The organism is Rhodobacter maritimus, assembly GCF_058747975.1.
This window is the reverse complement of the sequence record NZ_CM179095.1, coordinates 910,836-936,584: the sequence shown is the minus strand read 5'-3', so window position 1 is coordinate 936,584 and position 25,749 is coordinate 910,836. Positions and strand designations below refer to the sequence as shown.

27 protein-coding genes and 3 pseudogenes are annotated in these 25,749 nt (G+C 63.5%); 15 read left to right on the top strand and 15 right to left on the bottom strand.

Annotated elements, in window-relative coordinates; all coding sequences use genetic code 11:
• Window positions 1-24: 24 nt before the first annotated feature.
• The 7 genes and pseudogenes from AC4PTO_RS04740 to istB form a co-directional block, all read right to left on the bottom strand.
• The gene (locus AC4PTO_RS04740) at window positions 25-237 is read right to left on the bottom strand and encodes a hypothetical protein (protein WP_492732380.1); all 213 of its coding nucleotides are present in this window, start codon (window positions 235-237) and stop codon (window positions 25-27) included.
• Window positions 238-473: 236 nt separating this feature from the next.
• Entirely contained in the window at window positions 474-1,430 is a 957-nt protein-coding gene (locus tag AC4PTO_RS04735) for a mechanosensitive ion channel family protein (RefSeq protein ID WP_492732377.1), read from the bottom strand.
• 370 nt (window positions 1,431-1,800) lie between these two features.
• Entirely contained in the window at window positions 1,801-2,244 is a 444-nt protein-coding gene (gene rnk, locus AC4PTO_RS04730; protein ID WP_492732375.1) for a nucleoside diphosphate kinase regulator, read from the bottom strand.
• A gap of 83 nt (window positions 2,245-2,327) precedes the next feature.
• A complete protein-coding gene (locus AC4PTO_RS04725) occupies window positions 2,328-2,795 on the bottom strand; it encodes a hypothetical protein (RefSeq protein ID WP_492732373.1) in 468 nt (155 codons plus the stop codon).
• A gap of 293 nt (window positions 2,796-3,088) precedes the next feature.
• Window positions 3,089-3,304: a hypothetical protein gene (locus AC4PTO_RS04720; protein WP_492732369.1), complete on the bottom strand. Its 216-nt coding sequence runs from the start codon at window positions 3,302-3,304 to the stop codon at window positions 3,089-3,091.
• A 98-nt stretch (window positions 3,305-3,402) separates the two neighbouring features.
• Complete coding sequence (locus tag AC4PTO_RS04715) at window positions 3,403-3,573, bottom strand: YjiS-like domain-containing protein (RefSeq protein WP_492732367.1); 171 nt, start codon at window positions 3,571-3,573, stop codon at window positions 3,403-3,405.
• A gap of 559 nt (window positions 3,574-4,132) precedes the next feature.
• Window positions 4,133-4,522, bottom strand: a pseudogene (gene istB, locus AC4PTO_RS04710) (IS21-like element ISPkr1 family helper ATPase IstB); the annotation flags it as partial.
• A 207-nt stretch (window positions 4,523-4,729) separates the two neighbouring features.
• Between istB and AC4PTO_RS04705 the strand changes: the two are divergent.
• The 5 genes from AC4PTO_RS04705 to AC4PTO_RS04685 all read left to right on the top strand — a co-directional run bounded on the left by AC4PTO_RS04705 (window position 4,730) and on the right by AC4PTO_RS04685 (window position 9,292).
• Window positions 4,730-5,374 carry a helix-turn-helix domain-containing protein gene (locus tag AC4PTO_RS04705; RefSeq protein WP_492732365.1) on the top strand — a complete coding sequence of 215 codons (645 nt, stop codon included), beginning with the start codon at window positions 4,730-4,732 and terminating at the stop codon, window positions 5,372-5,374.
• Window positions 5,375-5,538: 164 nt separating this feature from the next.
• Complete coding sequence (locus tag AC4PTO_RS04700) at window positions 5,539-6,240, top strand: IS6 family transposase (RefSeq protein WP_492733538.1); 702 nt, start codon at window positions 5,539-5,541, stop codon at window positions 6,238-6,240.
• A 209-nt stretch (window positions 6,241-6,449) separates the two neighbouring features.
• Complete coding sequence (locus AC4PTO_RS04695) at window positions 6,450-7,442, top strand: nucleotidyltransferase family protein (protein ID WP_492732362.1); 993 nt, start codon at window positions 6,450-6,452, stop codon at window positions 7,440-7,442.
• A gap of 334 nt (window positions 7,443-7,776) precedes the next feature.
• Window positions 7,777-8,478: an IS6 family transposase gene (locus AC4PTO_RS04690; RefSeq protein ID WP_492733538.1), complete on the top strand. Its 702-nt coding sequence runs from the start codon at window positions 7,777-7,779 to the stop codon at window positions 8,476-8,478.
• 481 nt (window positions 8,479-8,959) lie between these two features.
• The gene (locus AC4PTO_RS04685; protein WP_492732360.1) at window positions 8,960-9,292 is read left to right on the top strand and encodes a hypothetical protein; all 333 of its coding nucleotides are present in this window, start codon (window positions 8,960-8,962) and stop codon (window positions 9,290-9,292) included.
• A gap of 316 nt (window positions 9,293-9,608) precedes the next feature.
• Here the strand turns inward: AC4PTO_RS04685 and AC4PTO_RS04680 are convergent, their stop codons facing one another.
• The gene (locus tag AC4PTO_RS04680) at window positions 9,609-10,472 is read right to left on the bottom strand and encodes a universal stress protein (protein ID WP_492732358.1); all 864 of its coding nucleotides are present in this window, start codon (window positions 10,470-10,472) and stop codon (window positions 9,609-9,611) included.
• Between the two features lie 130 nt (window positions 10,473-10,602).
• On the opposite strand from AC4PTO_RS04680, the gene AC4PTO_RS04675 reads away from it, so the two are divergent.
• The 3 genes from AC4PTO_RS04675 (at window position 10,603) to AC4PTO_RS04665 (ending at window position 13,518) form a co-directional block, all read left to right on the top strand.
• Entirely contained in the window at window positions 10,603-10,857 is a 255-nt protein-coding gene (locus tag AC4PTO_RS04675) for a helix-turn-helix domain-containing protein (protein ID WP_492732356.1), read from the top strand.
• Window positions 10,857-12,578, top strand: a complete 1,722-nt coding sequence (locus AC4PTO_RS04670; protein WP_492732355.1) for a cation:proton antiporter — start codon at window positions 10,857-10,859, stop codon at window positions 12,576-12,578. Before AC4PTO_RS04675 ends, AC4PTO_RS04670 begins: the two co-directional genes overlap by 1 nt.
• Before the next feature lie 238 nt (window positions 12,579-12,816).
• On the top strand, window positions 12,817-13,518 hold the full coding sequence (locus tag AC4PTO_RS04665; RefSeq protein ID WP_492733538.1) for an IS6 family transposase: 702 nt from the start codon (window positions 12,817-12,819) through the stop codon (window positions 13,516-13,518).
• 38 nt (window positions 13,519-13,556) lie between these two features.
• On the opposite strand, the gene AC4PTO_RS04660 is transcribed toward AC4PTO_RS04665, so the two are convergent.
• On the bottom strand, window positions 13,557-14,033 hold the full coding sequence (locus tag AC4PTO_RS04660; protein ID WP_492732354.1) for a FadR/GntR family transcriptional regulator: 477 nt from the start codon (window positions 14,031-14,033) through the stop codon (window positions 13,557-13,559).
• A 232-nt stretch (window positions 14,034-14,265) separates the two neighbouring features.
• On the opposite strand from AC4PTO_RS04660, the gene AC4PTO_RS04655 reads away from it, so the two are divergent.
• A complete protein-coding gene (locus tag AC4PTO_RS04655) occupies window positions 14,266-15,366 on the top strand; it encodes an HPP family protein (protein WP_492732351.1) in 1,101 nt (366 codons plus the stop codon).
• Window positions 15,363-15,539 (top strand): annotated as a pseudogene (locus tag AC4PTO_RS04650) (hypothetical protein); the annotation flags it as partial. The gene AC4PTO_RS04655 and the pseudogene AC4PTO_RS04650, both read left to right, overlap by 4 nt.
• Window positions 15,540-15,575: 36 nt before the next feature.
• Here the strand turns inward: AC4PTO_RS04650 and AC4PTO_RS04645 are convergent.
• The 6 genes and pseudogenes from AC4PTO_RS04645 to AC4PTO_RS04620 all read right to left on the bottom strand — a co-directional run.
• Window positions 15,576-16,607, bottom strand: a pseudogene (locus AC4PTO_RS04645) (phage tail tape measure protein); the annotation flags it as partial.
• A 48-nt stretch (window positions 16,608-16,655) separates the two neighbouring features.
• Window positions 16,656-16,892, bottom strand: coding sequence for a DUF7697 family protein (locus tag AC4PTO_RS04640; RefSeq protein WP_492732349.1), 237 nt, complete (start codon window positions 16,890-16,892; stop codon window positions 16,656-16,658).
• A 95-nt stretch (window positions 16,893-16,987) separates the two neighbouring features.
• On the bottom strand, window positions 16,988-17,350 hold the full coding sequence (locus AC4PTO_RS04635) for a phage-derived protein YdaY family protein (protein WP_492732346.1): 363 nt from the start codon (window positions 17,348-17,350) through the stop codon (window positions 16,988-16,990).
• Window positions 17,351-17,352: 2 nt separating this feature from the next.
• Window positions 17,353-18,291, bottom strand: a complete 939-nt coding sequence (locus AC4PTO_RS04630; protein ID WP_492732344.1) for a phage tail tube protein — start codon at window positions 18,289-18,291, stop codon at window positions 17,353-17,355.
• 378 nt (window positions 18,292-18,669) lie between these two features.
• Window positions 18,670-20,346 carry a Na/Pi cotransporter family protein gene (locus AC4PTO_RS04625; protein WP_492732342.1) on the bottom strand — a complete coding sequence of 559 codons (1,677 nt, stop codon included), beginning with the start codon at window positions 20,344-20,346 and terminating at the stop codon, window positions 18,670-18,672.
• A 79-nt stretch (window positions 20,347-20,425) separates the two neighbouring features.
• A complete protein-coding gene (locus AC4PTO_RS04620; RefSeq protein ID WP_492732341.1) occupies window positions 20,426-21,037 on the bottom strand; it encodes a histidine phosphatase family protein in 612 nt (203 codons plus the stop codon).
• Window positions 21,038-21,251: 214 nt separating this feature from the next.
• On the opposite strand from AC4PTO_RS04620, the gene AC4PTO_RS04615 reads away from it, so the two are divergent.
• From AC4PTO_RS04615 to AC4PTO_RS04595, 5 genes are all read left to right on the top strand, one after another.
• On the top strand, window positions 21,252-21,554 hold the full coding sequence (locus AC4PTO_RS04615; RefSeq protein ID WP_492732339.1) for a PepSY domain-containing protein: 303 nt from the start codon (window positions 21,252-21,254) through the stop codon (window positions 21,552-21,554).
• A 114-nt stretch (window positions 21,555-21,668) separates the two neighbouring features.
• A complete protein-coding gene (locus AC4PTO_RS04610) occupies window positions 21,669-22,049 on the top strand; it encodes a PepSY domain-containing protein (RefSeq protein ID WP_492732338.1) in 381 nt (126 codons plus the stop codon).
• Window positions 22,050-22,075: 26 nt separating this feature from the next.
• Entirely contained in the window at window positions 22,076-22,546 is a 471-nt protein-coding gene (locus AC4PTO_RS04605) for a DUF2271 domain-containing protein (protein ID WP_492732336.1), read from the top strand.
• 12 nt (window positions 22,547-22,558) lie between these two features.
• Window positions 22,559-24,778 (top strand): PepSY domain-containing protein, encoded by a 2,220-nt coding sequence (locus AC4PTO_RS04600; protein ID WP_492732334.1) that lies wholly within the window; start codon window positions 22,559-22,561, stop codon window positions 24,776-24,778.
• Window positions 24,759-25,733: an FAD:protein FMN transferase gene (locus AC4PTO_RS04595; protein WP_492732332.1), complete on the top strand. Its 975-nt coding sequence runs from the start codon at window positions 24,759-24,761 to the stop codon at window positions 25,731-25,733. The genes AC4PTO_RS04600 and AC4PTO_RS04595 overlap by 20 nt, the downstream gene beginning before the upstream one ends.
• Window positions 25,734-25,749: the final 16 nt, after the last annotated feature.

Below are 25,749 nucleotides of genomic sequence, written 5' to 3'. Positions count from 1 at the left end.
AATGATATTCGTGGATACTGTCCTTCACGTCTTGTAGGCGTTCACTGTCCCTGTGGTGGATTTCTGGGCGGGGTGGGCCAGAAACACGTGGTGGTGGAAGCGGGCGTGTCCCGACAGGGTGGAGGAGGCCGCCAATCCGGTTGCATGTTCCAGCGCGATGGACGCACCCAGCAGCCCGCGATAGAAGAACACCCAACCCTGCGAAGACGCGACGCGGTTGCGGTCTCCGGTCGCCATGTCGATGGCGCGTCTTGCGAAGCCTTCGAGATAGACCCCGGGGAAATGCCACGCTTGCGCCGTTCAGCTCCTGCCACACGAACTTCCTGCCAGGCTCCTGGAGAGTTTCGAAGCCTCGTGAAGCAAGTTCGGCCAGCAACGTCGACTTCCCGCCCCTCCCGAGCAGCCGGAAAGGACCACGTGCTGGCCGCCATGGCCGTTTTCATCGGATGTCTCGCCATGTTGTCAGCCGCTCCTCACGCCCCGATGTGCTCTGCCTTGGGCGGCGCTGCGAATATCCCTGCGACCTCCGTTTCATGATCGACGGGAAGCATGGCTTTCCCGTGGGGACGGTTCAGCTCGATCTGCATGCGTGGGGTCGGGACTTTCGCTTGCCGCATCGCGCGGTCGATCAGAGATAGAAGCTCGTCCCGGCAGTCGACGTCCCGTTCGAAGCGCGACAGCCAAAACCGGACCGCATAGGAATTGCCGTCGCTCCCCAGCTCCTGAACGCGGACATCCGGTGCCGGTTCGGACTGGATCAGGCGCGCTTCTCTCACCGCCTTCAGGATCATTTCCTTGGCGGTGTCCACGGAAATCTCATGCGATAGCTTCAGAGACAGCTGCGCACGATACTGCGGTTTCGGAGCGGAGTAGTTGATGATGCGTCGGCGCGCAATCTGGCTGTTCGGCAGGATCATGTAGGTCGAGTCCAAGGTCAACACCCGTGTCGTGCGCCAGCCGATCTCGATGACCTTGCCTCGTGCGACCTGCTCGATATCGACCCAGTCACCGATCCGATAGGGGGCCTCGACCCCCAGTGCAATGCCGGACAGCGTGTCAGCCACGACGTTCCGAATTGCGAACCCCAGCACCGCGAGTATCAAGCTCGATCCAGCAAGCGCGCCAAGGAGACCTTGTTCCAGCAAAAGCGCGGCAGAGGCAACGATGGCGGCGAAGAACAGCAGAACCGCCACGAGATCCCGAAACAGGCGCGGGTATGGGCGCTTGTCGCGTCTCCGGCGATCTGCGAACAGGCCGAACAGTCGGCTACCGAGCCAGGCCGCAGCAAGGCAGCTGACAACGCCGCCAAGCAGGCGGAGAGATAGTCCGACCCGCTGCTCGACATCCTGGTCGAAGAATACCAGACCGGCGGCGACAATAAGCAGAACGGTAGGCCACATCAGCCGACGGAGAAAAGAGAGACGTCTCATGTCAGCAGCCCTGTTGCTGGTGCCGCGATGGTCGGCGAGACCGGCACTGGAGGCAGGTCACGGCAGCGCCGGCATGTCGCTCGACGGCAGAGCCACAACGACGACAGGAAATTCGGATAGTGGGGGTATTGCCCCCGAGAATGTGCCGACAGCTGGGACACCGATGGGCGGCCGCCCGGGGAAGCGATGTCTTGCAGGACGGGCAGGCAAGCGGAAGGTGACGAATCATGAGACCCTCTTTCAACGGGAAGAAAAGACGCCGAAGCGGCGATTGCCGATATCCCGGAAGGAGCGTCGTGGCTTCGTCAGCGCATCGAGCGGCTCCTTCCGGGCAGAGCATGGGCTTCGGCAGGGCCCAGGGAATGTCCGTTCATTGTGCCTCCAGGCCTTCGGGGGCATCCTGGGACGCGACGTGGAGCACGGTCAGAACCCGCCGCATTCCATCCCTGGTATCCCAGTGGAGCGATGCGCCCTCTGCCAGTCCGATCAGGGCAACCCCGATCGGTGTCAGGATCGAGATCCGCCCGCGTGCGATGTCGGCGTCCTCTGGATAGACGGGCGTTACCATCTTTTCCTGGCCGGTCGACTCATCCCGATAGGTGACCGCGCGACCGATGGCCACGACGTTCTGCGGGAGTTTCGCCGCCGGAACGATACGGGCCCGGCCGATTTCGCCGAGCAGCCGGTCGGCAAGGTCCGGATTGCGCTGGATCGCGCCCTCCGCAAGTGCCTCGAGCCTTTCCAGGCAGTCCGCACCTATGACGACCCTGGGCCGCCGGCCGGTGCCGCGTGACGTAGAGAATTGTTTGTTCATCGTAGTTTCCTTTCCACCACCTGGTGGTGTGAGTGAACTATAGGTGGCCATGGTCCCTGATCCGCCAGGAGTGGATCAGAGCATCAGGCCGCGGCTTGGTCCGGAGACGGATGCACATCCAACACCACGACGACTTCGATCTGACCGTCGTCCCGCAGAAGCGGAACCTTCTGCAGTTTTCGCATCCCGATCAGGGTCGCCCCAAGCAATGAAGCAACGAGAATATGTCCCGGGACCGGCGTGGGGTTCATGGAGAGCACGCCGCTGCGAGCGCCCTCACCGCTGATCATGTAGGTGACGTGGCATCCGGCCACGACAAGATCAGGCGAGGCCGGCTCGGGAGTTCCGCGCGAGATCCGCAGCTTGTGGCGCAGCAGCCCATTTAGAAGAGGTGGGTTTGGCGAATTCCTGGTTCCGCGATGGCGGAGCAGGCGATCAATACCGAGCCGGTCGTCGACAGTGAGAAGAAAGCCTGTCTCGACAGCGGAGCGTTCAAAGAGCGATCGAAAGTCACTGCCAGCAGGCAGGTGGGTGATCCTGGTAATGGTCATGATATGTCTCCCGGAGCGGTAAAGCCCGCGTTCTCAGATGCAAGGATGTGAGAAAGCCCCGGGTGGTCGAAGACGCGCTTATGCGCAGACCGCCCGGGTCCCCGGGCGGTTCAGAAGCAGAAACCGGAAGAGGTTTTCGTGCGTGACCATGAGGAGACCTTAGTCTTTGGGCGCAACCGGTCAATCATCGAGACCGGGCGGGTATTGGAACGGACAAGGATGCACAGATCCCGCAAAGGTGAAGAAGGCGGATTATTGACGAGGTCCATGAGGCGGACTTCGACGTCAGGGGGTCACCGACTACGCACCTCGAAGTTTGAGTCACGTCGAGCTTCCTGCATCCGCCAGCGGTGTGGCAGCGGGATGATGTTTGTCGACGTCGTGCGACCACCATCGTCTTCCCACTGCGCCAGGCATTTGGCGCTCGGCTCAGCGACCGACCTCTCCATGTCACTTGGCCGGAAAAGCTCCGGAAACAGTTCTTCGAAATCTGCCTTGCAAATCATCATTTTGTCACTCCTTTTCATCGTTGCATAGAGAGCTACTACACGGCGAAGGCTGCGCACCACGGTAGTACCGTGGTGCGGGTTCTCGAGAATTGGCCCGGCTATGCCGCTCGGCCGCCGCGCCACCGCGCATCGACCTCCACATCCGGAGAAACTGGACGCATGCTCAGTTCGCGATCCGTGAGACCATCGACGATGCGCGGGATATCACTGCGATCAATTCCGATGTCGCGCAGCAGGCGATCGTCCATGCCTCGAAGAGTTTCGATCATCTTCCGGCGTTGCCAGCGGTGGAATGCGGTCCGGAGCCAATGTCGAAACGCTCCGGGCTTGCGGTTGCGCGGACTGGCCGCTCGAGGGGGTGGGAAGTGATGGTTATTGGATTTGAAGACGTGGGGGTGCATGTCATGCTCCATGACGAAGAAACTGAACCGAGACGCACGCACCACGTCAGCCGGACGACCCGCACAGGCGTGGTCTTCCGGCCAGGTTGGCGCGTTTGTCACTTCGACTGATCTTTAAGAGATCGAGAAGACCCCGAGGCGCGGACCGGCACGCGGCCTGATCCCGCCCGGGGCTACCGGCGGTTCAGTGTGTTTCCTGCGTTGAGCAGGAACCTCGTATGAAGAAGGAACACGGTCATGACTGAGATATCGGCATTCCGCGTGTGTTTATCAAGAGGAAGACGCAGTCTGCGACTCTTGTCAATCGGCAGCCAATCGTGACCCCCTATCGGCATCCAAAAATGCCCCCCGTGGAGCGCCCGGGTAGCTGGCCCGATGCGGTGTAGCCCTCAGACAGCGCAGCCGTATCGGGCCAGCGGGTTCTCGGTCATTCACGGGTCTTGAAGCGCCAACTCTCGTTGCCGGTTTCGACGATGTCGCAGTGATGGGTCAGGCGGTCGAGCAGCGCAGTGGTCATCTTGGCGTCGCCAAAGACCGAAGGCCATTCTCCGAAGTCGAGATTGGTTGTCACGATGATCGAGGTGCGCTCGTAGAGGCGGCTGATGAGATGGAACAGCAGCTGGCCACCGGTCTGAGCGAAGGGAAGATAGCCGAGCTCGTCAAGGATCAGGAAGTCGAGGCGGCACAGCAGGTCTGCGGTGCGCCCCTGTCGATCGGCACGGGCTTCGGCATCGAGCTTGTTTACCAGGTCTACGACATTGAAGAAGCGCCCCCGCTTGCCGCGCCGGATGCAGGCCCGAGCGATGCTGACGGCTAGGGTCAGGATGCATTGATTTCTGTTGCGGTTCCTGATCTGACCCAAGGCCAGGGTTCACCCACCCCGCGAAAAACGCATGGGAACGCCACTAAAACATTTTTTAGTGACGGATCAAAGCCCCCCCCTTACATTCGCTTCATGCTCCCGGAGGAAAGCAGATTTCCATGCTATGTCTCCGCGAGGCGACACAATTTTCAGGGACCGATAATGCCAAGAAAGAAAACACCCCTCTCAAACCAATCCTTGTCCGACCAATCGGTCTCCACACCAACCGATACCGCCCCCACCATCGGCGCCACGATTCGCAAGCGGCGCAAGGCATTGGGAAAGACACTGAGCGAGGTGGCTCAGACAGCGGAACTGACAATCGGTTTCATTTCGCAGGTGGAGCGAAACATAAGCGCGCCTTCGGTCAGCTCCCTCATGGCGATCGCTACAGCGCTCGATACAAGTGTTGAAGAACTGGTGCGGGTGAAGGAAGAGTTTCGCGAATACATTCCCGCGAACAGGCGCCAGACCTACGCGATCGGCGCTGATAACCGACTCTATGAGAGACTGGGTCCAGGCTTCTCCGGTGCCTTGTTTTACCCGCTACTCATCCATCGCCCGCCCGGCCACGAGTCGGAGCACATGTGCCACCCCGGCGAGGTGTTCTGCTACCTGATGGCTGGCGAAATGGAATATCATCTCGGTGACGAGATCTTCCAGATGCGGGCTGGTGACACGATCCATCACAGTACCGAAAAGCCTCATTTCTCCCGTGTTACGGGCGACATCGAGACCACCGAACTGTGGGTCAGCACGACACCCAGCCGTGCGCTTTCAAGCAGCCTCGGCGCGTTCTCAAGATAGGAGCAGGCCGGCGGGTCGTGAAATTTGGACGGTAACTAAAAAAGATTTTAGTAATAGCGAAATATGTTGTATTGGTTTCTCCATTCGATGCCTAATCGATCGGAGTTGTCACGTTAACTCATCGGTTCATTGGCGTCGGCCCGATTTCGGCGTAGCCGATGCGGATGACCCATCCGCCGATCAGCTACAAACGTCACCGTTTCCCGCCCGAAATCATCGCACATGCCGTCTGGCTCTATGTCCGCTTCAACCTCAGCCTACGCGAGGTCGAAGAGATGCTGATGCAGCGCGGGGTCGACGTTTCCTACGAGACCATCCGGCGATGGATCGACAAGTTCGCCACACGGATTGCCCAAGGCCTCCGTCGCCGACAAGCGCGACCCGGTGATATTTGGCATCTGGACGAGGTGCAGGTAAAGATTGCCGGCCGGAAATTCTGGCTGTGGCGGGCGGTTGATCAGCATGGCGTCGTGCTGGAGGAAATCCTGCAACGCAAGCGGGATACGCGGGCTGCCAGACGCCTGCTGGTTAAGCTGATGAAGCGACATGGTTTTGTGCCAAAGCGCATCGTGACCGACAAATTGGCGTCTTACGGCGCGGCCAGGCGCGCGATTGTGCCAAGCTTGGAGCATCGCTCCCACAAAGGCCTCAACAATCGGGCCGAAAACAGCCACCTACCGTTCCGGAAACGAGAACGAACGATGCAAGGCTTCCGCTCGCCCGGCGGATTGCAGCGCTTCGTGTCAGCGCATTCCGCCATCCGAAACTGCTTCTCCGTCCCCGCCAGCCGCCGCAGCGCCATCGCCACCCGTTGCCATCGTCTCGAGGCCTTCGACGCATGGAAGGTCGCAGCCAGCCTCGATTGAAATCCGGAAGATCCGCCTCATTTCTCAACGAAGCCAAGTTAACGTGACAACACCGTTGCGAGGGTCGCCTTCGGGCGGCCCTTTCGTTGTTTCTCATGCGCGTGGCGGGGCCCAAATTGCTTTGCCTAGCATTTTCCTGTTTTGATAGGTATATGTATGCCAAGCAAAACTTGGAAATGATAGGCATGACCCCACTCAGCAGCATCGCGATGAGCGCCTATACCGACCTGGTGCGTCTTCTAAAGGACGACGCTTTGTCCGGTGTCGAAGGCAAGCCCACGCTCAAGGAACGCGGCGACAAGGCCTATTGGTACGCCGCGCGCCGTGTCGGGACGGAGATGCGGTTCATCTATATCGGCGAAGACAGCGACGAGACGCGCGCGCGCATCGACCGGATCGAAGAGCTGCGCGCAACGGCCAAGGATCGGCAGGCGGAACGGTCTCGGCTTGTCCGCCTCTTGCGCGCCGAAGGCATGACCCCCACCGACCGGGCAACCGGGTCCATCCTGTCGGCCATGGCGGCAGCCGGAACCTTCCGTTTGGGTGGCACCATCGTCGGAACCAATGCATTTCGCCTCTATGAAGGCGAGCTTGGTATCCGTCTGCCAATTGGCGGTATGGCCAATACTGGCGACATCGACATCGCGCAGTTCGAGAAGCTCAGCGTTGCGTTGCAGGATCAGGTCGACCCGGGTCTTGCCGAGACGTTCTCGGCGCTCAAATTCGATCCTCTGCCATCTCTTGACCAAGGTCGGACATGGCGATGGGCCCAGGGTGGCAGCGGCCAGTTGGTCGAGTTTCTCACACCGGCGTTCGGAGATGAGACCCTCCGTGATCTGCCAGCCTTGGGCGTGAACGCCCAAGGACTGAACTATCTCAACTTCCTGATCGCTGAGCCGATCCACGCGGCGGCGATCTATAGATCCGGCGTTCTGGTGCAGGTGCCCCGCCCGGAGCGTTATGCAGTCCACAAACTGATCATTGCCGACCGGCGCCGTGATGGGGCAGGAAGCCTGAAATCCGCGAAGGACCGCGAGCAGGCGGCTTTCCTTATCGAAGCGATGGCCGAGGACCGGCCCGATGATCTGGCTCGGGCCTATGCCACCGCATTGGAGGTTGGGCCGCGCTGGCGGGAACACATCGGCAACTCGCTGAACCGAATGCCTGATACCAGGGGGATGCTCGACAGCTTGGGCGCGTGATGGCCATAACGGGGTCGCCTTCGGGCGGTCCTTTCGTCATATCTCATGGCGCATGCGGTCGGTCACGCGTGATCGGGAACTCGGGGCGTCCAGCACCGTCATCCCTCTACCCAGCCCGTCAGGGTGTTGTCACGTTAACTTGGCTTCGTTGAGAAATGAGGCGGATCTTCCGGATTTCAATCGAGGCTGGCTGCGACCTTCCATGCGTCGAAGGCCTCGAGACGATGGCAACGGGTGGCGATGGCGCTGCGGCGGCTGGCGGGGACGGAGAGGAGTTGTCACGTTAACTCATCGGTTCATTGGCGTCGGCCCGATTTCGGCGTAGCCGATGCGGATGACCCATCCGCCGATCAGCTACAAACGTCACCGTTTCCCGCCCGAAATCATCGCACATGCCGTCTGGCTCTATGTCCGCTTCAACCTCAGCCTACGCGAGGTCGAAGAGATGCTGATGCAGCGCGGGGTCGACGTTTCCTACGAGACCATCCGGCGATGGATCGACAAGTTCGCCACACGGATTGCCCAAGGCCTCCGTCGCCGACAAGCGCGACCCGGTGATATTTGGCATCTGGACGAGGTGCAGGTAAAGATTGCCGGCCGGAAATTCTGGCTGTGGCGGGCGGTTGATCAGCATGGCGTCGTGCTGGAGGAAATCCTGCAACGCAAGCGGGATACGCGGGCTGCCAGACGCCTGCTGGTTAAGCTGATGAAGCGACATGGTTTTGTGCCAAAGCGCATCGTGACCGACAAATTGGCGTCTTACGGCGCGGCCAGGCGCGCGATTGTGCCAAGCTTGGAGCATCGCTCCCACAAAGGCCTCAACAATCGGGCCGAAAACAGCCACCTACCGTTCCGGAAACGAGAACGAACGATGCAAGGCTTCCGCTCGCCCGGCGGATTGCAGCGCTTCGTGTCAGCGCATTCCGCCATCCGAAACTGCTTCTCCGTCCCCGCCAGCCGCCGCAGCGCCATCGCCACCCGTTGCCATCGTCTCGAGGCCTTCGACGCATGGAAGGTCGCAGCCAGCCTCGATTGAAATCCGGAAGATCCGCCTCATTTCTCAACGAAGCCAAGTTAACGTGACAACACCGTTTTTCGCAAGTTGATTCAATTGCAATGCGCAACAGAGTAAAATTGGAAGTCATGGTGGCTTCGGAGGCGGCAGCGATGCGCAGGAAGCGCGCTTTGCGGAACCGGGAGCCATCGTCCGCAACCAGATCATGAACGGTCCAGAACCGTCTCTCGACAGTGCCGCCAACGGTGCTGCGGTGGACGGCAGCTTTCAGAACTGGAGTTCAACATGAGCTGCAGTTGGGCCAATATTGACAGAAACGTGGCGTAAGGACCCGGTGTCCAGCATGGCTGGAGTCACCGAGCAGCCTCGTTCCCTGTAGTTCATGACCGCTGAACATCAGAATCTATGTAATCCTTCGAACAGGGTGTCCCAAGCACCTCGTGGCTGACGGAACACCACCGTGGTGGTGTCCTTCTATAAGTTATTGTGGTAAGAAAAAGATATGAGCAACACGAGACCTTTCACCACAACCGTAGAACGTCTACAGCAAGCCGGGATCAGCGCGGACACGCTGCGTGCCACCGGCGCGCTGCTTTGGCGTGGCGTTCTGCTTGGAACCGCGTTCTATCTGCTTCTCGGCGAGGATCCTGAAGCCAACCTCAAGCTCAACGGCGTTTCCTACATCGTTGCCCTCGTCTGGTCCTACTATGATGGCATGTTCGCCAGACGGGTTTGGTCGATGGCGTTCGTGGAGGCGATCTTCCTGCATCTGCTGGGGATCCAGGTCGGTAATCTGCTCGCGACGATCTTTGGCAATCCGCTACTCGGCACATGACAGGCGGCGGCGGAAGACAGTTCCACGCGCCTCACCGCTCGTTGACCCGCATCAGGACGCTGCACGAACGGTCGCACGGTGAAGGCGGCGCATCGCGGCATGAGAAGTGGTCCCTCGTGGAGGTCGGTGGGGAACGCAAGATTCTCTTCGAGGCTCACAACCCCGAAAATGCCACCGCTTCTCAGCTCCTAGAACAACGCCTCATGACCTTGCGGGACGCGCTCCGCGGACCGCGGACGGTCGCACGGCAAATCTGGTTGGCACTCGAAGACTGACCCACGACCCGCACTCGGTGTTGCCAAACCCGACGCCTGGCTCATTCTCCGCGTTGTGAAGGAATGGCGAGGACATCGATCTGCGCTGTCTTGAGCACCTGCTCCGTGACGCTGCCGATGAGCATCCTGGCCAGTCCGCTGCGGCCATGCGTCGACATCACGATCAGGTCTGCCTGCTCTTCACCGGCCGCCTTCAGGATTTCGTGCTGTGCTGGAGAAGCCTCATAGCGCACAATCTGCCTCAGACGGCCCAGATCTGTCGAGGAGAGGAAGCGAGCAAGATCGAGGGAAGCATCGCGCTGTTCTTCCTCGAGGTAGTGCTTCTGATCGTCCTTCGGAATCGAATGACTGAAGACAAGACGGAGCGCAGGAGCATCAAAGATATGGAGCAACGACGTCCGGGATTGGTCGGCAAGCCCCAGCTCTCGGAATCGCAGCAACGCGTCGCGGGAGCTGTCGGACAGGTCGGTTGTCTGCAGCACATGGCGATAGTGCCCGGCCGGGGTGGCATTCACCATCAGGACCGGGCAATCCACCGACCGGATCGTCCTCTCCGCCGTTGTGCCGACGAACACGTCCCTGAGCACCTGGCGTCGATGCGGGCCGATGACGAGAAGGTCGGGCGTCACGTCCTTCACGGCTTGGGCGATGCCAACAAATGGGGACGCGAGTATGACCCGCGTCTCGGTGGTCACACCGTCCACGTCGCGCAGTGTGGCGGCCATCTGGCGAAGAAGCGTCGTGGCCTCGTCGCGCTCAGCGTCCACGATCCGGCGCGGCTGATCGTCGTCAACCACATGAACGAGCAGGATGGCGGATTCGAATTGACGGGCCAGGAGGGTCGCACGCCGCAGCGCCCGATCCGACCGTTCCGAAAAGTCCGTCGCCACCATCATTGTCTTCATCGTTTCCGGTCCCGGGCCGTGGCCTCTCATCTGCGAGCGACACGCTGCGACGCATCAAGCTTTGTCTGAATCATCTTATCTGTCCTATAATACGCTATATTAAGCTAAACCCGGTGAAAAGGCGTTCAACATGTCACGCGAGCAATATCAGACCGTCAAGGAAATTGCAGATCTTCTGAAGGTCAATGAGGCCACGGTCAGACGCTGGATCAAGGACGGCGAGCTTCGGGCGATCGATATCGGCAAGGGATGGCGGATCGGCCCGGAGGACCTCTATGCCTTCCTGGAAGGTCACGCGACGCGGCCAGCCGCCAGGCCTAATGGCGCGACGAATACTGCCCCGGATTTGACCGAAGCAAAGAACACGAAGGAACAGAAGAATTGATGGAAGTTATTGTTCAGTCGCCGTTTGCGGAGATCGCGGCACTGCTCGTGCTGGCGGCGGTGATCGGGTTTTTGGGGATTATTTTGCGCCAGCCGCTTATCGTCAGCTTCATCGCCGTTGGCCTGATCGCGGGCCCTTCGGCGCTTGACCTGGTACGGTCGGACGAACAGATCAGCCTTCTTTCCGAACTCGGGATTGCGGTGCTTCTTTTCCTCGTCGGGATCAAACTTGACGTTAAGCTCATCCGCTCTCTCGGGGCGGTCTCGCTTCTGACTGGACTCGGCCAGGTCGCGTTCACGTCGATCTTTGGCTACCTGATCGGGCTCGCGCTCGGACTCGGACATGTTACCAGCCTCTATGTCGCCGTGGCGCTGACTTTCTCCTCGACCATCATCATCGTGAAGCTGCTCTCGGACAAACGAGAGATCGACAGCCTGCACGGCCAGATCGCGCTCGGCTTCCTGATTGTGCAGGACCTCGTCGTCGTGCTGGCGATGATCGTGCTCTCGGCCATCGGCATCGGTGCGGCGGATGGCGGCCATGGCGGCGGGTCGGTCCCGCTGGTCCTGGCCTCGGGTGTGGCAATGGTGGCGCTGGTCGTCCTCTTCGTACGCTACGTCGCCAATCCCCTGACCGAGCGGCTGGCGCGCGCGCCCGAGCTTCTGGTGATCTTCGCAATCGCCATGGCGGCGATGTTCGCGGCGGCCGGCGACATCGTTGGGCTGGGCAAGGAGGTGGGCGGCCTTCTGGCAGGCGTCGCGCTTGCCTCGACACCCTATCGCGAGACCATCGCCGCACGACTGGCGCCGCTGCGCGACTTCCTGCTCCTGTTCTTCTTCATCGCGCTCGGCTCCGCACTCGACCTTTCGCTACTGGGCGCGCATGTCGGCGGGGCGATCATCTTTTCGCTTTTCGTGCTCATCGGCAACCCGCTCATCGTGCTGGCGATCATGGGGGCGATGGGCTACCGCAAGCGCACGGGTTTCCTGGCCGGACTGACGGTGGCGCAGATCAGCGAATTTTCCCTGATCTTCATTGCTATGGGCGTGTCGATCGGCCATGTGCAGGAGGACGCGCTCGGCCTCGTCACCATGGTCGGCCTCGTGACCATCGCGGCCTCGACCTACATGATCACCTATTCACATCAACTCTATGCCGTGTTCGAGAGGTTCCTGGGTGTATTCGAGCGCAAGGGCACGCCGCGCGAGCCTTCTGAGGCCGGCGCCCATCGCGATGACGGATACAATGTCATCGTCTTCGGGCTGGGGCGGTTCGGCACCGCCATCGGGATGCGCCTGAAGAAGCGGGGCATCCGGGTGCTTGGGGTCGACTTCAACCCGCTCGCGGTCCGGCGCTGGCGGGAACTTGGGCTCGAGACCGAGTTCGGCGATGCCACTGACCCGGAGTTCGTGGCCGAGCTTCCTCTGTCGCGGGCTGAATGGATCGTCTCGACCGTGCCGATTCACCCGACCGGCCTCAGCCACGAGGACACGCGCACGACACTGATCCAACTCACACGGACTTCGGGGTTCCGCGGGCGCGTGGCGGTCGCATCTCATCACCCCAAGGACACCGAGGAACTCTTCGCCTCCGGCGCGGACATGGTGCTGGAGCCGTTCCAGGACGCGGCCGACCGTGCAGTAGACCTGCTCTGCGGCGCAGCGGAGGAAGAGCGGACCGAGATCCCGTCCATCGAAACGGAAGAGGCTCAAGGGGCATGATGATCGTGGTAGTGGTGGAATGAGTACCTTCAGCCAAAAAACGTCGTGAATTGTACTTTGATTGTATCGGCAGAATGAAGCCGTTACCGAAACCCTAGGAGCCCGATCATATGGATTGGAGTGCAGCCGTCCGAAGCTTCATAGTGCTGATATGTGTTTTCAACCCATTATCAGTGGAGTTGTCACGTTAACTCATCGGTTCATTGGCGTCGGCCCGATTTCGGCGTAGCCGATGCGGATGACCCATCCGCCGATCAGCTACAAACGTCACCGTTTCCCGCCCGAAATCATCGCACATGCCGTCTGGCTCTATGTCCGCTTCAACCTCAGCCTACGCGAGGTCGAAGAGATGCTGATGCAGCGCGGGGTCGACGTTTCCTACGAGACCATCCGGCGATGGATCGACAAGTTCGCCACACGGATTGCCCAAGGCCTCCGTCGCCGACAAGCGCGACCCGGTGATATTTGGCATCTGGACGAGGTGCAGGTAAAGATTGCCGGCCGGAAATTCTGGCTGTGGCGGGCGGTTGATCAGCATGGCGTCGTGCTGGAGGAAATCCTGCAACGCAAGCGGGATACGCGGGCTGCCAGACGCCTGCTGGTTAAGCTGATGAAGCGACATGGTTTTGTGCCAAAGCGCATCGTGACCGACAAATTGGCGTCTTACGGCGCGGCCAGGCGCGCGATTGTGCCAAGCTTGGAGCATCGCTCCCACAAAGGCCTCAACAATCGGGCCGAAAACAGCCACCTACCGTTCCGGAAACGAGAACGAACGATGCAAGGCTTCCGCTCGCCCGGCGGATTGCAGCGCTTCGTGTCAGCGCATTCCGCCATCCGAAACTGCTTCTCCGTCCCCGCCAGCCGCCGCAGCGCCATCGCCACCCGTTGCCATCGTCTCGAGGCCTTCGACGCATGGAAGGTCGCAGCCAGCCTCGATTGAAATCCGGAAGATCCGCCTCATTTCTCAACGAAGCCAAGTTAACGTGACAACACCATCAAGAGCGGGTTGCGAGCGACCTGCGCGATCGACTGATGGAAGGCGTCATCGGCACGTTCGCATTCGGCGCGATCTCGTGCGGCACGTCCGTTGGCGACGTGCTGGCGCAGCAGGGCAACGTCCTCCGGCGCCCGCCGCATCGCGGCAGCCGTTGCGACCTGCGGTTCAAGTAGACGGCGTGCGTCCATCAGGTCCGCGGGTGTTGTCGCCTCGAGTAGGAGCGTATCCTTCACCGGACGACCCAGGGGCGCTCGGCCCCGAAAAGTTCCTTGTCCGACATGACGCCAGATCTCCCCGCGCGCCTCGAGGGCGGCGAGTGCGTCACGAAGCGTCTCACGACTGCATCCAACGAGATCCTTCAGCACCCTCTCTGGTGGCAACCGATCTCCCGACGCCGGCGCACGTTCTTCGAGCACTTGCCAGAGGCGCGCCCGCGCCGTCTCCTTGTCTGTGCGCATGCCATCCCCCATCCAGGCCAATATTCAGACCATTCACTACTGAAGACAAGCGGGAGCCTGCGCGCGATCGGTCGTTTCGATCCTGACCTTTACGCGGGACCTCGATCCCCCCATTCAATTGCAGATAGGACTAATGTCCTTTTCGTCGGTTTCCGGTGTTCACATTCCGCCACCATTTGAGGCATAGGAGGCGGATGTTGCTCTCTTTTCGGGCGGCGCAGGAGTCCTTCAAATGCGGGCTTGGCATTATCTCTACCCGGCGCTGCCGGCATTCCACGGTCGCGAGCAGCTGCGGGCTGGCCTTGGGGCGGTTCTCGGGATCAGCCTGTGCGCTCTCGTAGTGAGCTTGGCTGCCGGGCTGGGTGCATCGTCCTTCTTCTTGATGGCACCGCTTGGGGCGACGGCAGTGCTTGTATTCTGCGTTCCGAACTCGCCCCTCGCCCAACCATGGTCGGCGGTCGTCGGCAATATGACGGCAGCACTTGTCACCCTCCTTGTTCTCCAGATCGTGCCCGCTCCCTGGTCTGTCGGCGTCGCCGTCGGCGCAGCGATCACCGCCATGATGTTCGTTCGTGCCCTGCACCCGCCGGGAGGGGCAGTGGCATTGCTCACCGCCCTCGATCCGGGCGTGGCCCTGGAAGCGGGACCGCTTTTCGTCTTGATGCCGGTCGGGCTGACCACCGCCGTGCTGGTCCTTGCCGCCGTCGTCTACAACAAGGCAACGGGCCGGGTATATCCGTTCCGCCAGCCTGAGACGGACGAAACGGGAAATCCCGCGCTGCGCCTGGGTTTGACGACCGAGCAACTCGGCGAGCTGCTCGACCGCTTCAACCAGACGACCAACCTTGGTGTGGCAGACCTCGGCCGGTTGCTGGCGGCTGCCGAAGCAGAGGCGGCCCAGCACCGTTTTGACGGAACGACCTGTGCTGACGTCATGACCACCGGTCTGATTACGGTCCGGCCCGACACGCCGCTCTCGAATGCGGCACGGCTTTTCCGCAGGCATTCTATCAAGAGCCTCCCGGTCGTAGACGAAGACATGATACTGCGCGGCCTCGTGCTCCAGGTCGATCTTTTGCACGCCGTCGCGGCGCAGGACCGCCCGCCGGCCCGGCGGCAGAGATCTCGGCGTCGCACCATATCAGACGTGATGCGACCCCCCGACCGTGCGGTGCCGGACGATATGCCTGTTGGCGTGCTCCTCAACAGGCTGGCGGCGCAGGGAAGCGAGGTGGTGCCGGTCACCCGGGAGCAGCGACTGGTCGGGATCCTGACCCGATCCGATATCATGCGGCTACTGCTTGCTGGGGCAGAGGAACGCTCTGCGGCATGAAGGTCGCTCGAAAAGCAAGCATCCCGAACACATCCTATCGACAAGCGAGGACGGCCTCGCCGGCCAGATGGTCGACACGCGGGATGGCCCGAACAACAATCGGAGCCCTCATGTGCAGCGCCGTAGACCGAATTCGCCAAGCTCTCAGTTTCGAGTTCATCGGCATTGTTATCGTCACGCCGTTCTTCGCCTGGGCCTTCGATCACCACATAGACCAGTTCGCCTGCGCCCACGATCAGCACACCGATGCCGGTGCGGATCAGCGCGCCCTTCAGGACCACCAGCGTGGTGGCAAGCCCGCGGACCGAGAGCACCGCGACAGCCATCGCGGCCACCCAGCGACCAGCGAGGAAGGTGGCGAAAGTCCCAGCGTAGATCGCCAGCCGGTCAAGGTTGGCCAGTACCGAATCGAACGCCCGACTGATCGGGCTGGTACTGGACGCAAGGGCGACAAACGCATTGGCCGCTGCCTCCAGCGACGGGGCGAGCGCCACGGCAATCCGGTTGCGCACGCCGGTGAAGACTTGCCCAATGCTGACGAGCGCCAATTCGGAACGGCGCATGGCGGCGATGGCATCAGCGTCGAGCACCGCCCCAAGGGCCTGCGCCTGTGCCCCAAGCCGGGTCATCTCTGCCCCGCCGTTTTGCAAGAGCGGGATCAGCCGCGTCGCGTCCGAGGCCATCGCCTCGAGATAGAAAGTCATCTCCTGTTGGCTGACTCCCGCGCGCTCGAGGCTGTCGACATAGAGTTGCAGGGCTTCCGGCCCCGAAAGCCTGGCGAACTGGTCCGCCGTCACCCCCACTCTTGGCGCGATGTTCTCGAAAAAGTCGGCCATCGGGCCGCCGCCGGTCTGCAGGAAATCCCCCACGCGGTCATTCACGTCCTTCAGGATATCGGCCAGCTTTTCTTGCTCGATGCCGACGGTGGCGGATGCAGCCGACCAGCGCTGGAACATCTCCGGATTGGCATTAGCAACCTGGGAGAGTTGGCCGATCTCATTTGCGGCCGCGACTGTCGAGCGGGTCATCGACACGACGGCAGCAGCGAGCGCCGTGGCCGCAGCGGTCGCCGCGATCCGGGCCCGACGCGCGAAGGCGGCTATACGGGCGTTTGCGAGTTCCATTTCACGGCTGAGACGGCCGAAGCCCCGCGACCCGGCCTCGCCGACGCCTTCCAGCTCGGCGCGCACTTGGCGGCCGCCCGTCGCGGAAAGCCGGACGGAAACGCGCTTTTCTGCCATCGGAACATTTCCTTGGTCGGTCACACCTCGTTCCCAATGGAAACGAGGTCAGGTCAGGCCTGATCTGGCCTGCAGGGTTTCACTGATCTTGCGCACCATCACCGCCTCAATCGGCGGCAGCAGTTCCGCGATGATGAGGGGCGAGAGCCCCAGGGCCGCACCGAGTTGGAGGGCTGCGCCCATGTCCCAGCCGAGGACAGCGCCGCCGCTCATGCCGCCAGCAACGCGCACCTGTCCACCGAGGCGCTGCACCAGATCCCAGATCTGCCAGCCCTCGAGGGTCATGGGTTGATGGAGAGTGCGTGGGCATTCCGCGCAAACAGATGGGCATGCCGCGCAATAGTCTCCGCCCCCGCCGAACGCCCATTCGGCGAGAGCGGTCAGGCGTTTTTTTCCGCATCCAGGATGAGCGCGCCAGCGATATATTTGGTCTGGAAGGCCTCGAAGATCGGCCAGAGTTCGAGCAGCGCGTCGATGCCCTCAGGCGTCAGCGTCAGCGGCTTCCCATCTTCGTCGCCGACGCCCTCCCAGTCCTTTACAACGATGCGCGCGACGGCCTTGGCAACGATCCGGGCGAGGTCATCGTTGGACGCGCTGTTTTCAGCATCGGCTGCTGTGGCGATGATCGCCGGGTCGCTCCGCGCAGCCAGCATGATGGCCGTGGTCAGCGGCTCGACAAGCAGGCGGACACCATGACCAAGGTCGAGCCAGCGCGGCTCAGTCGAAAGGTTCAAGCGCAGCATGGTCAGTACACCTCGCGGTCATTGGTGAGCGTGACGGTGCACATACGACCCACAACGGGATCGCTGGCCGCCTGCCAATCAAAGGTGGCCTGTACACCTTGCGGACCGGAGATTTCGATCCGGGGGCGCGGCAGGTAAACGGCATGGGCCGTCAGGGTCAGGGTCTCGCCGGTGGGCAGGGTATAGGAGAACTCCAACTCGCAGGCCTCGCCGTTGATCGCCTGGTTCACCAGAGTCTGATCGGCGAAGCGGACAACGACATTACCGGTCAGCGCAGCGATCGACGGGTCCGCGCCATCGATCTTCCCATCGGCACGGATCGTCTCAATCCGGTCGAGGTTATTGGCATAGGTAAGGTCGGCAGAGACAACGTTACCGATGTTGGCCCCATCCCGCGTGATCGAACCGTTGAAATGACCAAACCGTTTCAGGGCGATATTGGCGGGCGTACTCGCCGCGGTGCTCGTGGCGACCGCTTCGCCTTGGGCCACGATGCTGGCCGTCGCGGTGAGCAGCCCGGAGCGCGCCATCTGCCAGCTCAAGGAATCCACCATGCAGCCGGAATACATGGCATAGCGCGGCACCTCCGGCATTCCGGACTCGACCGAGAACGACGGCAGTGCCCAGTTTCCAGAGCGGAACTCGTGGGTGTAGGATCCGGTCCCGGTGGTTGTCGGGGCGCCGAACGCAGCCTTCAGCCAGAAGCCGAAAGCCTCAGCATCCAGTGGCACGACAACATCGCCATCCGCCGTCACCGCATCCTTGATAGGGGCCTGCGGATCCCGGCCGTAGCCCAAGAGTTCCGAGGTTTGCAGCGGTTGCTCGGCCCCCAGCGTCGTGCTGGCAAAAGGCATCTTGGTGAAGCCGCTCACCGGAGGCGTGCCGTATGTCGTCTCGAACGCCAGCGCCATCTGCGCTCGCGCCCCTTGGGCTCGTGCCATGGTTCTCTCCTCGGGTTGTAGGGGTCAGGCCAGCGGGTGGGCCGTGGAATATCCGAGGCGAATATCGGGCCGAACCGATGCTACCAAAATCAGACTGTCTCATCGCAGATATCGATGCCTCGCTCGTGCAGCCATTCCTCAGCATTGTGAAGCGACAGCGGGATCCGAACGTACAACATCACCGCCAAAGGGATGATCTTTGGGCTCATCTTGAACCACTTGAAAGGGCGGGGTTTGATCATGAACGGAGGCCAGCCGGCGCATCGCCGCGCATCAATCAAGGTTCCTCTGACATGACTAGGCCATGACCTGAAAGCCGATATCATGGATGGCGCCGTTTTCCCCTTCGACATACTGCGCGCACATGAGAAGAGGTGGTCATCCGAGCCTTTCATCGGCCGGGTCGGCGATCCTGCTCTCCTTGAGCCTTCCGGCGGCGGAGACGACAGGATAGCCGGACGAGGCGACATGGGAATTGATGCGGTGCAGGTCGTGCACGATGTCGATGAACACGGTGACCGAGATGGCGGCGGGGTTCGCGTGCGGCTGCGAAAGCGTCAGATAGGTTTCGACGATTTCGTTCTCGGCGGCGCGGAAGCGGTCCTTCTGGCGGGCAAGCTCTGCGGCGGTCTCGATATCGGACGCCGTCAGCGCCGGAGCAAGAAGGCGCAGCGAATCCCCGATGATGTGGGTCAGGCGGTCGATCTCGGCCTCCTGCCTGTCGTCGAAGACCACGCCCATGCGGGTTTTCGTCGTGATCCGCCGCGACAGGTTGCGTTTGATCACGTCGCCCGCGTGGGCAAGGTTGCTGACGCAATTCATGATCACGAAGGCATGCCGGGCATCCGCCGACGAAGCATCGGGCAAGGCACCCAGATAGTTGTTGACCGCCCCGGCATAGCTTTGCAGCAGGTCATGTGCCTCGTTCACCTGCCGAAGGTTTTCCAGCCGCCCGCCGCGCAGCGCCGCGATCGCAAGGCTCAGCATCCGCTCCACGATCTCGGCCATGCGCAGCGTCTCGACCGAGGCGTTGGACAGCGCCTGCTGCGGGCCGATGACCGCCTCGATATTGAGATAGCGCGGCGGGCCGATTGCGTCGGCGGGCTGTTCCCTGTCGGGCATCAGCCGCTCGACCGCACCAAGGACCAGCGGCGCCAGCGGCACGAAGATCGCCGCGACCACGAGGTTGAAGGCAAGATGCGTGGCCGCCAGCAGGGTCATGCCGTGCAGCCCGGTCGCCCCGGCCAGAAAGCGCAGCTCGGGCGACAGAACCAGCCCGGCAATGGCAACGCCCCCGCGGGCCGAAAGATTGGCGACGGGCAAGCGCCGTGCCGCCGGGGGCTGGTCCAGCGACGCCGTCACCGCCGGCAGCCCCGCGCCGAGGTTCAGCCCGAGGATGAACGGCACCGCCTGCGCGGCCTCGAGGCTGCCGGTCAGCACGAAGGAGGCGAACATGAGCAGGATCGCCAGCGAGGAATGGACAAGCCAGGTCAGCAAGGCCGCGATCAGGAAGGCAAGGAAGGGCTCGGCTGCTAGGGCCTGGACGACGGCGTGAAACATCGTCGCCTCGCGCAGCGGGTCGGCCGCGCCCACCACAAGGCGCAGCGCGAACAGCATCATGCCAAGGCCCAGCAGGACGCGGCCAAGTGCGCGGGGCCGGAACCCGGTCGAGAAGGTGAAGACGACATAGCCCGCAAACAGCGCGACCGGCGCCAGAAGCGCGGTATATCCCGCCCCCGAGGCAAGCACCGCCGCGATCAGGGCCGAGCCGACATCGGCCCCCAGAATCACCGCCAGCCCGGTCAGCGGCGTCATCGTCGCCCCGCCCACCAGCCCCGTGACGATCAGCACCATCGCGGTCGAGCTGCCAAGGATCGCGGTCAGGGCCACGCCGCTGCCGAAGGCGCGCAGGCGGGTGCGCAACTGCCGCTCCAGAAGGATCCTGAGCTGGTCGCCCCAGCCCCGCACCACGCCCGTGCGCACCATCCGCACCCCCCAGAGCAGAAGCGCGATACCGCCCAGCAACTCGATGATGACAACCGTGCTTACCGACATCGCCGCGCCTCCTTCTTTCGATAGCCCCCCTTGCGCCGCGCGGAACGGAGGCAAGGGGATCGCGCCCGCGCGGGTGGGATCAATCCGGAACGGTTTCCGCACCCTGGGGCGCGAAAAGGCCCAGGTTATAGCCTTCCAGCTTCACATCCTCATCAAAAGCAGCGCCGAATTGCAACATCGTCGCCGTGCCAGGCGTGACCGGCACGATCCGTCCCTGCGGCAGGTCGAGAAAAGCCGACAGCGCGGCCCGGATCACGCCGCTATGAACGACCGCCAGCAGATCTCCCCCGGTACGGGCCAGCCAGTCGCGCAGCCCCTCCTCGACCCGCGCACGGAAATCCTGCCAGCTTTCACCGCCCGCCGGATAATGCGTGCCCGCACGCCACGCCCAATATTCGCGCGGATGCTCGGCGATCAGGTCGGGCTTGCGCCGCCCGGTCCACTCGCCCATGTTCAACTCTCGCAGGCGGGTATCGGAAGGGGCCTCGGGAAAGCCGATCAGCCCCACCGTCTCGCGGCAGCGCCCGAGGTCCGAGGACACCACCGCCTTCGACCGCAGTTCGTGAAGCAGGTGGCGGAAGGCCAGCGCCTGTTCCCGCCCCCGCGCCGAAAGCGGCGCGTTGTCATGCCCTTGCAGACGCTGCTCGGCATTCCAGATGGTTTCGCCGTGGCGCATCAGAATCAGTCTCATTGCGAAATCCTTCTGCCCTCGGCGTTAAAGATTGCATCGGGATCACGCAGGAAACAAAGATCGACCTCCGCCCCCGGTTCGGCGCGGAAGAACCCCTCGGTTCGCCCGCCGCCCTGACAGCAAGCTGAAGCAGATTCCCGGCAGGCGTCAGCACCCCGTCAGTCACGCCCTCCAGGTTGGTCACATCAGGCAACCCGAACCGAGGAGAAACGCCATGAAGACCCTGCTCACCGCCGCTGCACTTGCCCTTTCGATCCCGGCCGGGGCGGCGCTTGCGGACACCCATTGCGACGTGCCGACCGCAAACATGCAGTCCTGGGAATCGCTCATCCAGCTGACCAAGGATTTCGGCTGGTCCATCTCGAAGATGGAGCTCGACGATGGCTGCTACGAACTCAATGTCATCGATCAGGGCGGCAATCACCTGGAGATGATCGTCGATCCCCAGACGCTCGACGTCATCGACGGCAAGGTCGAGCGCTGGAGCGACGGCACCAAGCCCGAAAAAACGAAGTGATCCCGCCAGTGCTCCGCGGCCCCGTTGTCGCGGAGCCATTTCAATCGGGCGCCAGCCTTCAGATCGGTGATCGGGAAGGTCGCCCCACACACACTTCAAAAGGATGAACTGACCATGAGGATTCCGTGGATTGCCGCCGCTTGCCTTGCGGCGCTGCCGGCAACGGTGGCGCTGGCGGACGATGACTGCCATGCGCCTCGTGCCGCCTGGCAGCCGCGCGAGGCGGCCATGCAGGCCGCGAGCCGCCTTGGCTGGCGCGTCGAGGAAATCGAGGCCGATGACGGCTGCTGGGAGATCGAGGGCCGCGATGCCGAAGGCCGGCGCATCAAGGCAAAGCTCGACCCCGCCACGCTGAACGTCGTCAGGCTGCGCCACCGCGACGGCGAGCACGACCGCCGGCGCGAGGACGTGCGCGCACCGGCCGCCCCCCTGGCCGCCCCGCCCGCCAATCCGCTGTTCCAGAACGGCAAGCCACCCGTGGTGCAGGTGAACTGACACCCCCAATGAAGGGAGATAACAAGATGAAATCCGCTATTGCAGCATTTGCACTGACCTCGGCCCTCGTGGCGCCCGGCCTCGCCGCGGCCCAGCCAGTCACCTTCACCACTACGCTGAACAGCTACGGCGGCGACGGCGCCTATCTGGCGCTCTACCTCACCGACGCGTCGGGCGGCTATGCCGGCACGTTGTGGGTGGCCGGGGGCAAGTCGAAGTATTACGATTCGCTTGCCGGCTGGTATCGCGCCACTGGTGGCGATCCGGCGCAGATCGACGGCATCACCGGCGCCAGTGTCGGCGCGGGCCGGACGCTGGAAATCACCCTCGACCTGGCCGATGCGCTGTTTGACGCAGGCTATGTTCTGCATGTCGATGCCGCCGTCGAGGATATGCGCGACAGCCCCGATGACGTGGCGGTGCCCCTGACCACGCAAGGCGCAGGCGAGGCCACGCAAGGCCGCCGCTACGTCGCCAGCCTCAAATACGACATGTGACGGAGCCGACCGATGATCCGTGTACTTCACCGCTGGCCGGGGGTGGCCGGCCTGCTGCTTGTCGTCCTCCTCGCGGTGAGCGGCGCGGCGCTGTCGGTCTTTCCCGCGATCGAGCAACTTGCCTCGCCGCAGGCGGCGGCCGGGCTGAGCGTCGGCGAGCTCGCCGCCCGCGTGCAGGCCGAGTATCCGGGGGTCGAGCAGATCCGCCGCGCGCCCTCGGGACGCATCATCGCCTGGTGGTTTCAGGATGGCACACCGGGCGCGGCGGTGATCGACCCGGCGACCGGACAAGGGGTGGCTCCGGCCGACGCAAGTCCTGCCGAGCGCTGGCTGGTCAACCTGCATCGGCAGCTTTTCGCGGGCGATACCGGCCGACTGGTCATGGCGGCGGGTGCGGGGGTCATGCTGCTGCTGTGCGCCTCGGGTGCGGTTCTGATAGCGCGGCGCATGGGCGGCTGGCGCCGCTGGTTCGGCCCAACGCGCGGCGGGCTGACGGCCCGGCTGCATGTCGAACTGGCGCGTATCGCGGTAGGGGGTTTGGCGCTTTCCGCGCTGACCGCGCTGTGGATGACCGCCTCGACCTTCGGGCTGCTGCCCGATCAGGCGAGGGCGCCGCGCTTTCCGGCCACGACCAGCGGCCAGACCGGCATCGCCCCCGACCACATCGCGACGCTTGCCGCGTTGCCGGTGGATAGCCTGCGCGATCTGAGCTTTCCCGACCCGACCGATCCCACCGACGCCTTCACGCTGAAGACCGACCGGGGCGCGGGCTATCTCGACCAAGGCAGCGGCGAGGTGCTGGCCTGGACCGATGCTCCGGCATTGTCGCGGGTCACGGATACCATCACGATGCTGCATACCGGGCGCGGAGCGGCGGTCATCGGACTCGTCCTGGGTCTGATGGCGCTCGCGGTGCCGGCACTGGCAGTGAGCGGGTTTGTCCTCTGGCTGGCAGGCTGGCGGGCACGCCCGCGCATCCGCGGAAACGCGTCTGTGAGCCGGGCCGAGACTGTCATCCTCGTCGGCTCCGAGGCCGGCAGCACCTGGGGCTTTGCCGCCACGCTGCACGGCGCGCTGAGCGAGGCCGGGCAGTCCGTCCATGTGGCGCCCATGACCGCCTTCGATCCCGCAGGCTACCGGGCGGCAGAGCGCCTGCTGATCCTTGCCGCCACCTATGGCGACGGGATGGCCCCGGCCTCGGCCAAGGGTTTCATCGAGCGGCTGGAACATGCGCCGGCCCTTTCCGGCGTACCGGTCGCGGTGCTGGGCTTCGGTGATCGCGGTTTTCCGGCCTTCTGCGCCTTTGCCGACGAGGTCGCGCAGCTGCTGACCGCGAAGGGCTGGACGGAACTTCTGCCGCCTGACGCGGTGGACCGCCAGTCGCCGCAGGATTTCGCTCGCTGGGGCCGCGCGCTCGGGCGGACACTCGGCCTCGCGCTGGAACTGGTCCATCTGCCGGTCCAGCCCGCCACCGAGGCGCTGACACTGGTCTCGCGGCGCGACTACGGCGCGGAGGTTCAGGCCCCGACCGCGATCCTGCGTTTTGCCCTGCCGCGCGCGGGGCTTTGGCAGCGGTTGATGCGGCGCGGATTCGTGCGGTTCCAGGCCGGCGATCTGCTGGCGGTGCTGCCCGTGGGCGCGCCGGGCGCCGCACCCATGCCGCGCCTCTATTCGCTGGCCTCAGGCCGCCGCGACGGCTTTGTCGAGATCGTCGTGCGCAAGCAGCCAGGCGGGCTGTGTTCGCGGCAACTGGTGGCGCTGGAGCCCGGCGACAGCATCCGCGCCTTCATCCGCCCCAACCCCGGGTTTCACGCCGGCCACGGGCGCGCCCCGCTGATCCTGATCGGCGCCGGCAGCGGAATCGGACCGTTGGCGGGCATGATCCGCGCCAACCGCCACGCCCGGCCGGTGCATCTGTTTTTCGGCCTGCGCGCCCGAGATAGCGACTTCCTCTTTGCCGACGAGCTCGCCGGCTGGCAGCGGGACGGCCGCCTTGCCCGGCTGACCACCGCCACCTCGCGCGGGCCGCGCCCGTACTACGTCCAGGACGCGCTGCGCCATGAGGCGGCCGAGGTGCTGGCGATGATCGGCTCGGGCGCCCGCATCATGGTTTGTGGCGGGCGCGCGATGGCGGAGGGCGTGACCGCTGCATTGACCGATATCCTTGCCCCGGCGGGTCTGACGCCCGCGGTGCTGAAAGCCGAGGGACGCTATGTCGAAGACGTCTTCTGATCCGGTCCGCCATGCCCTCAACGGCCCGACCATGGGCACGTGCTGGCAAGCCGTGTTCCACGCCGCGCCCGGCTTCGATCCGGACCCGCTGCGCGCGGCGCTGCAGGCCGCCGTCGATGAGGTGGACGCACAAATGTCCACCTGGAAGCCGGACAGCGCGCTGATGCGGTTGAACCGCGCCCCGCTGGATGAATGGTTTGCCGTTCCGGCCCGGCTGGCCGAGGTGCTGCGGCTGGGGCTGGAGATCGGCCGCGCCTCGGGCGGCGCTTTTGACATCGGCATGGGCGATGCCGTGCGCGCTTGGGGCTTCGGACCCGATGCGGCCGAGGCTCGGGCGATCTGCGCCGCCATGGCCGCGCCCCGGCGCCCCGCGCATGAGGTGCTGGATATCGACGGCCAGCTTGTGCGCAAACGGGCTCCCATCGCGCTCGATCTCAACGCCATCGCCAAGGGCTACGGCGTAGATCGGCTGACCGAAACCCTGCGCGACCACGGCATCACCGCCGCGCTGACCGGAATCGACGGCGAGATTCGCGCCACCGGGCTGCGCCCCGACGGCAGCCCCTGGACCGTCGCGGTCGAAGCCCCCGACCCGGAGCGACGCGCGGCGCATTCGATCCTCGCGCTCGAGGATTGTGCTGTTGCGACCTCCGGCGACTACCGTCACCGCGTCGAGGTTCGGGGGCAGAGCCTCTCGCATACCATGGACCCCGGGCGCGGCGCACCGTTGCGCGCTTCCGCCGCCTCGGTCACCGTCCTTGCCCGCAACTGCGCCAGGGCCGATGCTTGGGCGACCGCGCTGATGGTGCTGGGTCCCCGGGTAAGCGGGGACCTGGCGGCGCGCCTCGGACTCGACGCGCTGTTTCTGATGCGCGAGGCGGAGGGCATCCGACCCCGCGCCATCGGCGCCCTGTTCGGCGGCGACGCGATGGTCGGCGCCGCCGCGCCCGGCTGATCCGCGGTCGGCGGCC

Bases quoted from the DNA above. Each gene is read 5' to 3' on its own strand.
- AC4PTO_RS04740 (WP_492732380.1), bottom strand. From the start codon at position 237: ATGGCGACCGGAGACCGCAACCGCGTCGCGTCTTCGCAGGGTTGGGTG.
- AC4PTO_RS04735 (WP_492732377.1), bottom strand. From the start codon at position 1,430: ATGAGACGTCTCTCTTTTCTCCGTCGGCTGATGTGGCCTACCGTTCTG.
- rnk (WP_492732375.1), bottom strand. From the start codon at position 2,244: ATGAACAAACAATTCTCTACGTCACGCGGCACCGGCCGGCGGCCCAGG.
- AC4PTO_RS04725 (WP_492732373.1), bottom strand. From the start codon at position 2,795: ATGACCATTACCAGGATCACCCACCTGCCTGCTGGCAGTGACTTTCGA.
- AC4PTO_RS04720 (WP_492732369.1), bottom strand. From the start codon at position 3,304: ATGATGATTTGCAAGGCAGATTTCGAAGAACTGTTTCCGGAGCTTTTC.
- AC4PTO_RS04715 (WP_492732367.1), bottom strand. From the start codon at position 3,573: ATGATCGAAACTCTTCGAGGCATGGACGATCGCCTGCTGCGCGACATC.
- AC4PTO_RS04705 (WP_492732365.1), top strand. From the start codon at position 4,730: ATGCCAAGAAAGAAAACACCCCTCTCAAACCAATCCTTGTCCGACCAA.
- AC4PTO_RS04700 (WP_492733538.1), top strand. From the start codon at position 5,539: ATGACCCATCCGCCGATCAGCTACAAACGTCACCGTTTCCCGCCCGAA.
- AC4PTO_RS04695 (WP_492732362.1), top strand. From the start codon at position 6,450: ATGAGCGCCTATACCGACCTGGTGCGTCTTCTAAAGGACGACGCTTTG.
- AC4PTO_RS04690 (WP_492733538.1), top strand. From the start codon at position 7,777: ATGACCCATCCGCCGATCAGCTACAAACGTCACCGTTTCCCGCCCGAA.
- AC4PTO_RS04685 (WP_492732360.1), top strand. From the start codon at position 8,960: ATGAGCAACACGAGACCTTTCACCACAACCGTAGAACGTCTACAGCAA.
- AC4PTO_RS04680 (WP_492732358.1), bottom strand. From the start codon at position 10,472: ATGAAGACAATGATGGTGGCGACGGACTTTTCGGAACGGTCGGATCGG.
- AC4PTO_RS04675 (WP_492732356.1), top strand. From the start codon at position 10,603: ATGTCACGCGAGCAATATCAGACCGTCAAGGAAATTGCAGATCTTCTG.
- AC4PTO_RS04670 (WP_492732355.1), top strand. From the start codon at position 10,857: ATGGAAGTTATTGTTCAGTCGCCGTTTGCGGAGATCGCGGCACTGCTC.
- AC4PTO_RS04665 (WP_492733538.1), top strand. From the start codon at position 12,817: ATGACCCATCCGCCGATCAGCTACAAACGTCACCGTTTCCCGCCCGAA.
- AC4PTO_RS04660 (WP_492732354.1), bottom strand. From the start codon at position 14,033: ATGCGCACAGACAAGGAGACGGCGCGGGCGCGCCTCTGGCAAGTGCTC.
- AC4PTO_RS04655 (WP_492732351.1), top strand. From the start codon at position 14,266: ATGCGGGCTTGGCATTATCTCTACCCGGCGCTGCCGGCATTCCACGGT.
- AC4PTO_RS04640 (WP_492732349.1), bottom strand. From the start codon at position 16,892: ATGACCCTCGAGGGCTGGCAGATCTGGGATCTGGTGCAGCGCCTCGGT.
- AC4PTO_RS04635 (WP_492732346.1), bottom strand. From the start codon at position 17,350: ATGCTGCGCTTGAACCTTTCGACTGAGCCGCGCTGGCTCGACCTTGGT.
- AC4PTO_RS04630 (WP_492732344.1), bottom strand. From the start codon at position 18,291: ATGGCACGAGCCCAAGGGGCGCGAGCGCAGATGGCGCTGGCGTTCGAG.
- AC4PTO_RS04625 (WP_492732342.1), bottom strand. From the start codon at position 20,346: ATGTCGGTAAGCACGGTTGTCATCATCGAGTTGCTGGGCGGTATCGCG.
- AC4PTO_RS04620 (WP_492732341.1), bottom strand. From the start codon at position 21,037: ATGAGACTGATTCTGATGCGCCACGGCGAAACCATCTGGAATGCCGAG.
- AC4PTO_RS04615 (WP_492732339.1), top strand. From the start codon at position 21,252: ATGAAGACCCTGCTCACCGCCGCTGCACTTGCCCTTTCGATCCCGGCC.
- AC4PTO_RS04610 (WP_492732338.1), top strand. From the start codon at position 21,669: ATGAGGATTCCGTGGATTGCCGCCGCTTGCCTTGCGGCGCTGCCGGCA.
- AC4PTO_RS04605 (WP_492732336.1), top strand. From the start codon at position 22,076: ATGAAATCCGCTATTGCAGCATTTGCACTGACCTCGGCCCTCGTGGCG.
- AC4PTO_RS04600 (WP_492732334.1), top strand. From the start codon at position 22,559: ATGATCCGTGTACTTCACCGCTGGCCGGGGGTGGCCGGCCTGCTGCTT.
- AC4PTO_RS04595 (WP_492732332.1), top strand. From the start codon at position 24,759: ATGTCGAAGACGTCTTCTGATCCGGTCCGCCATGCCCTCAACGGCCCG.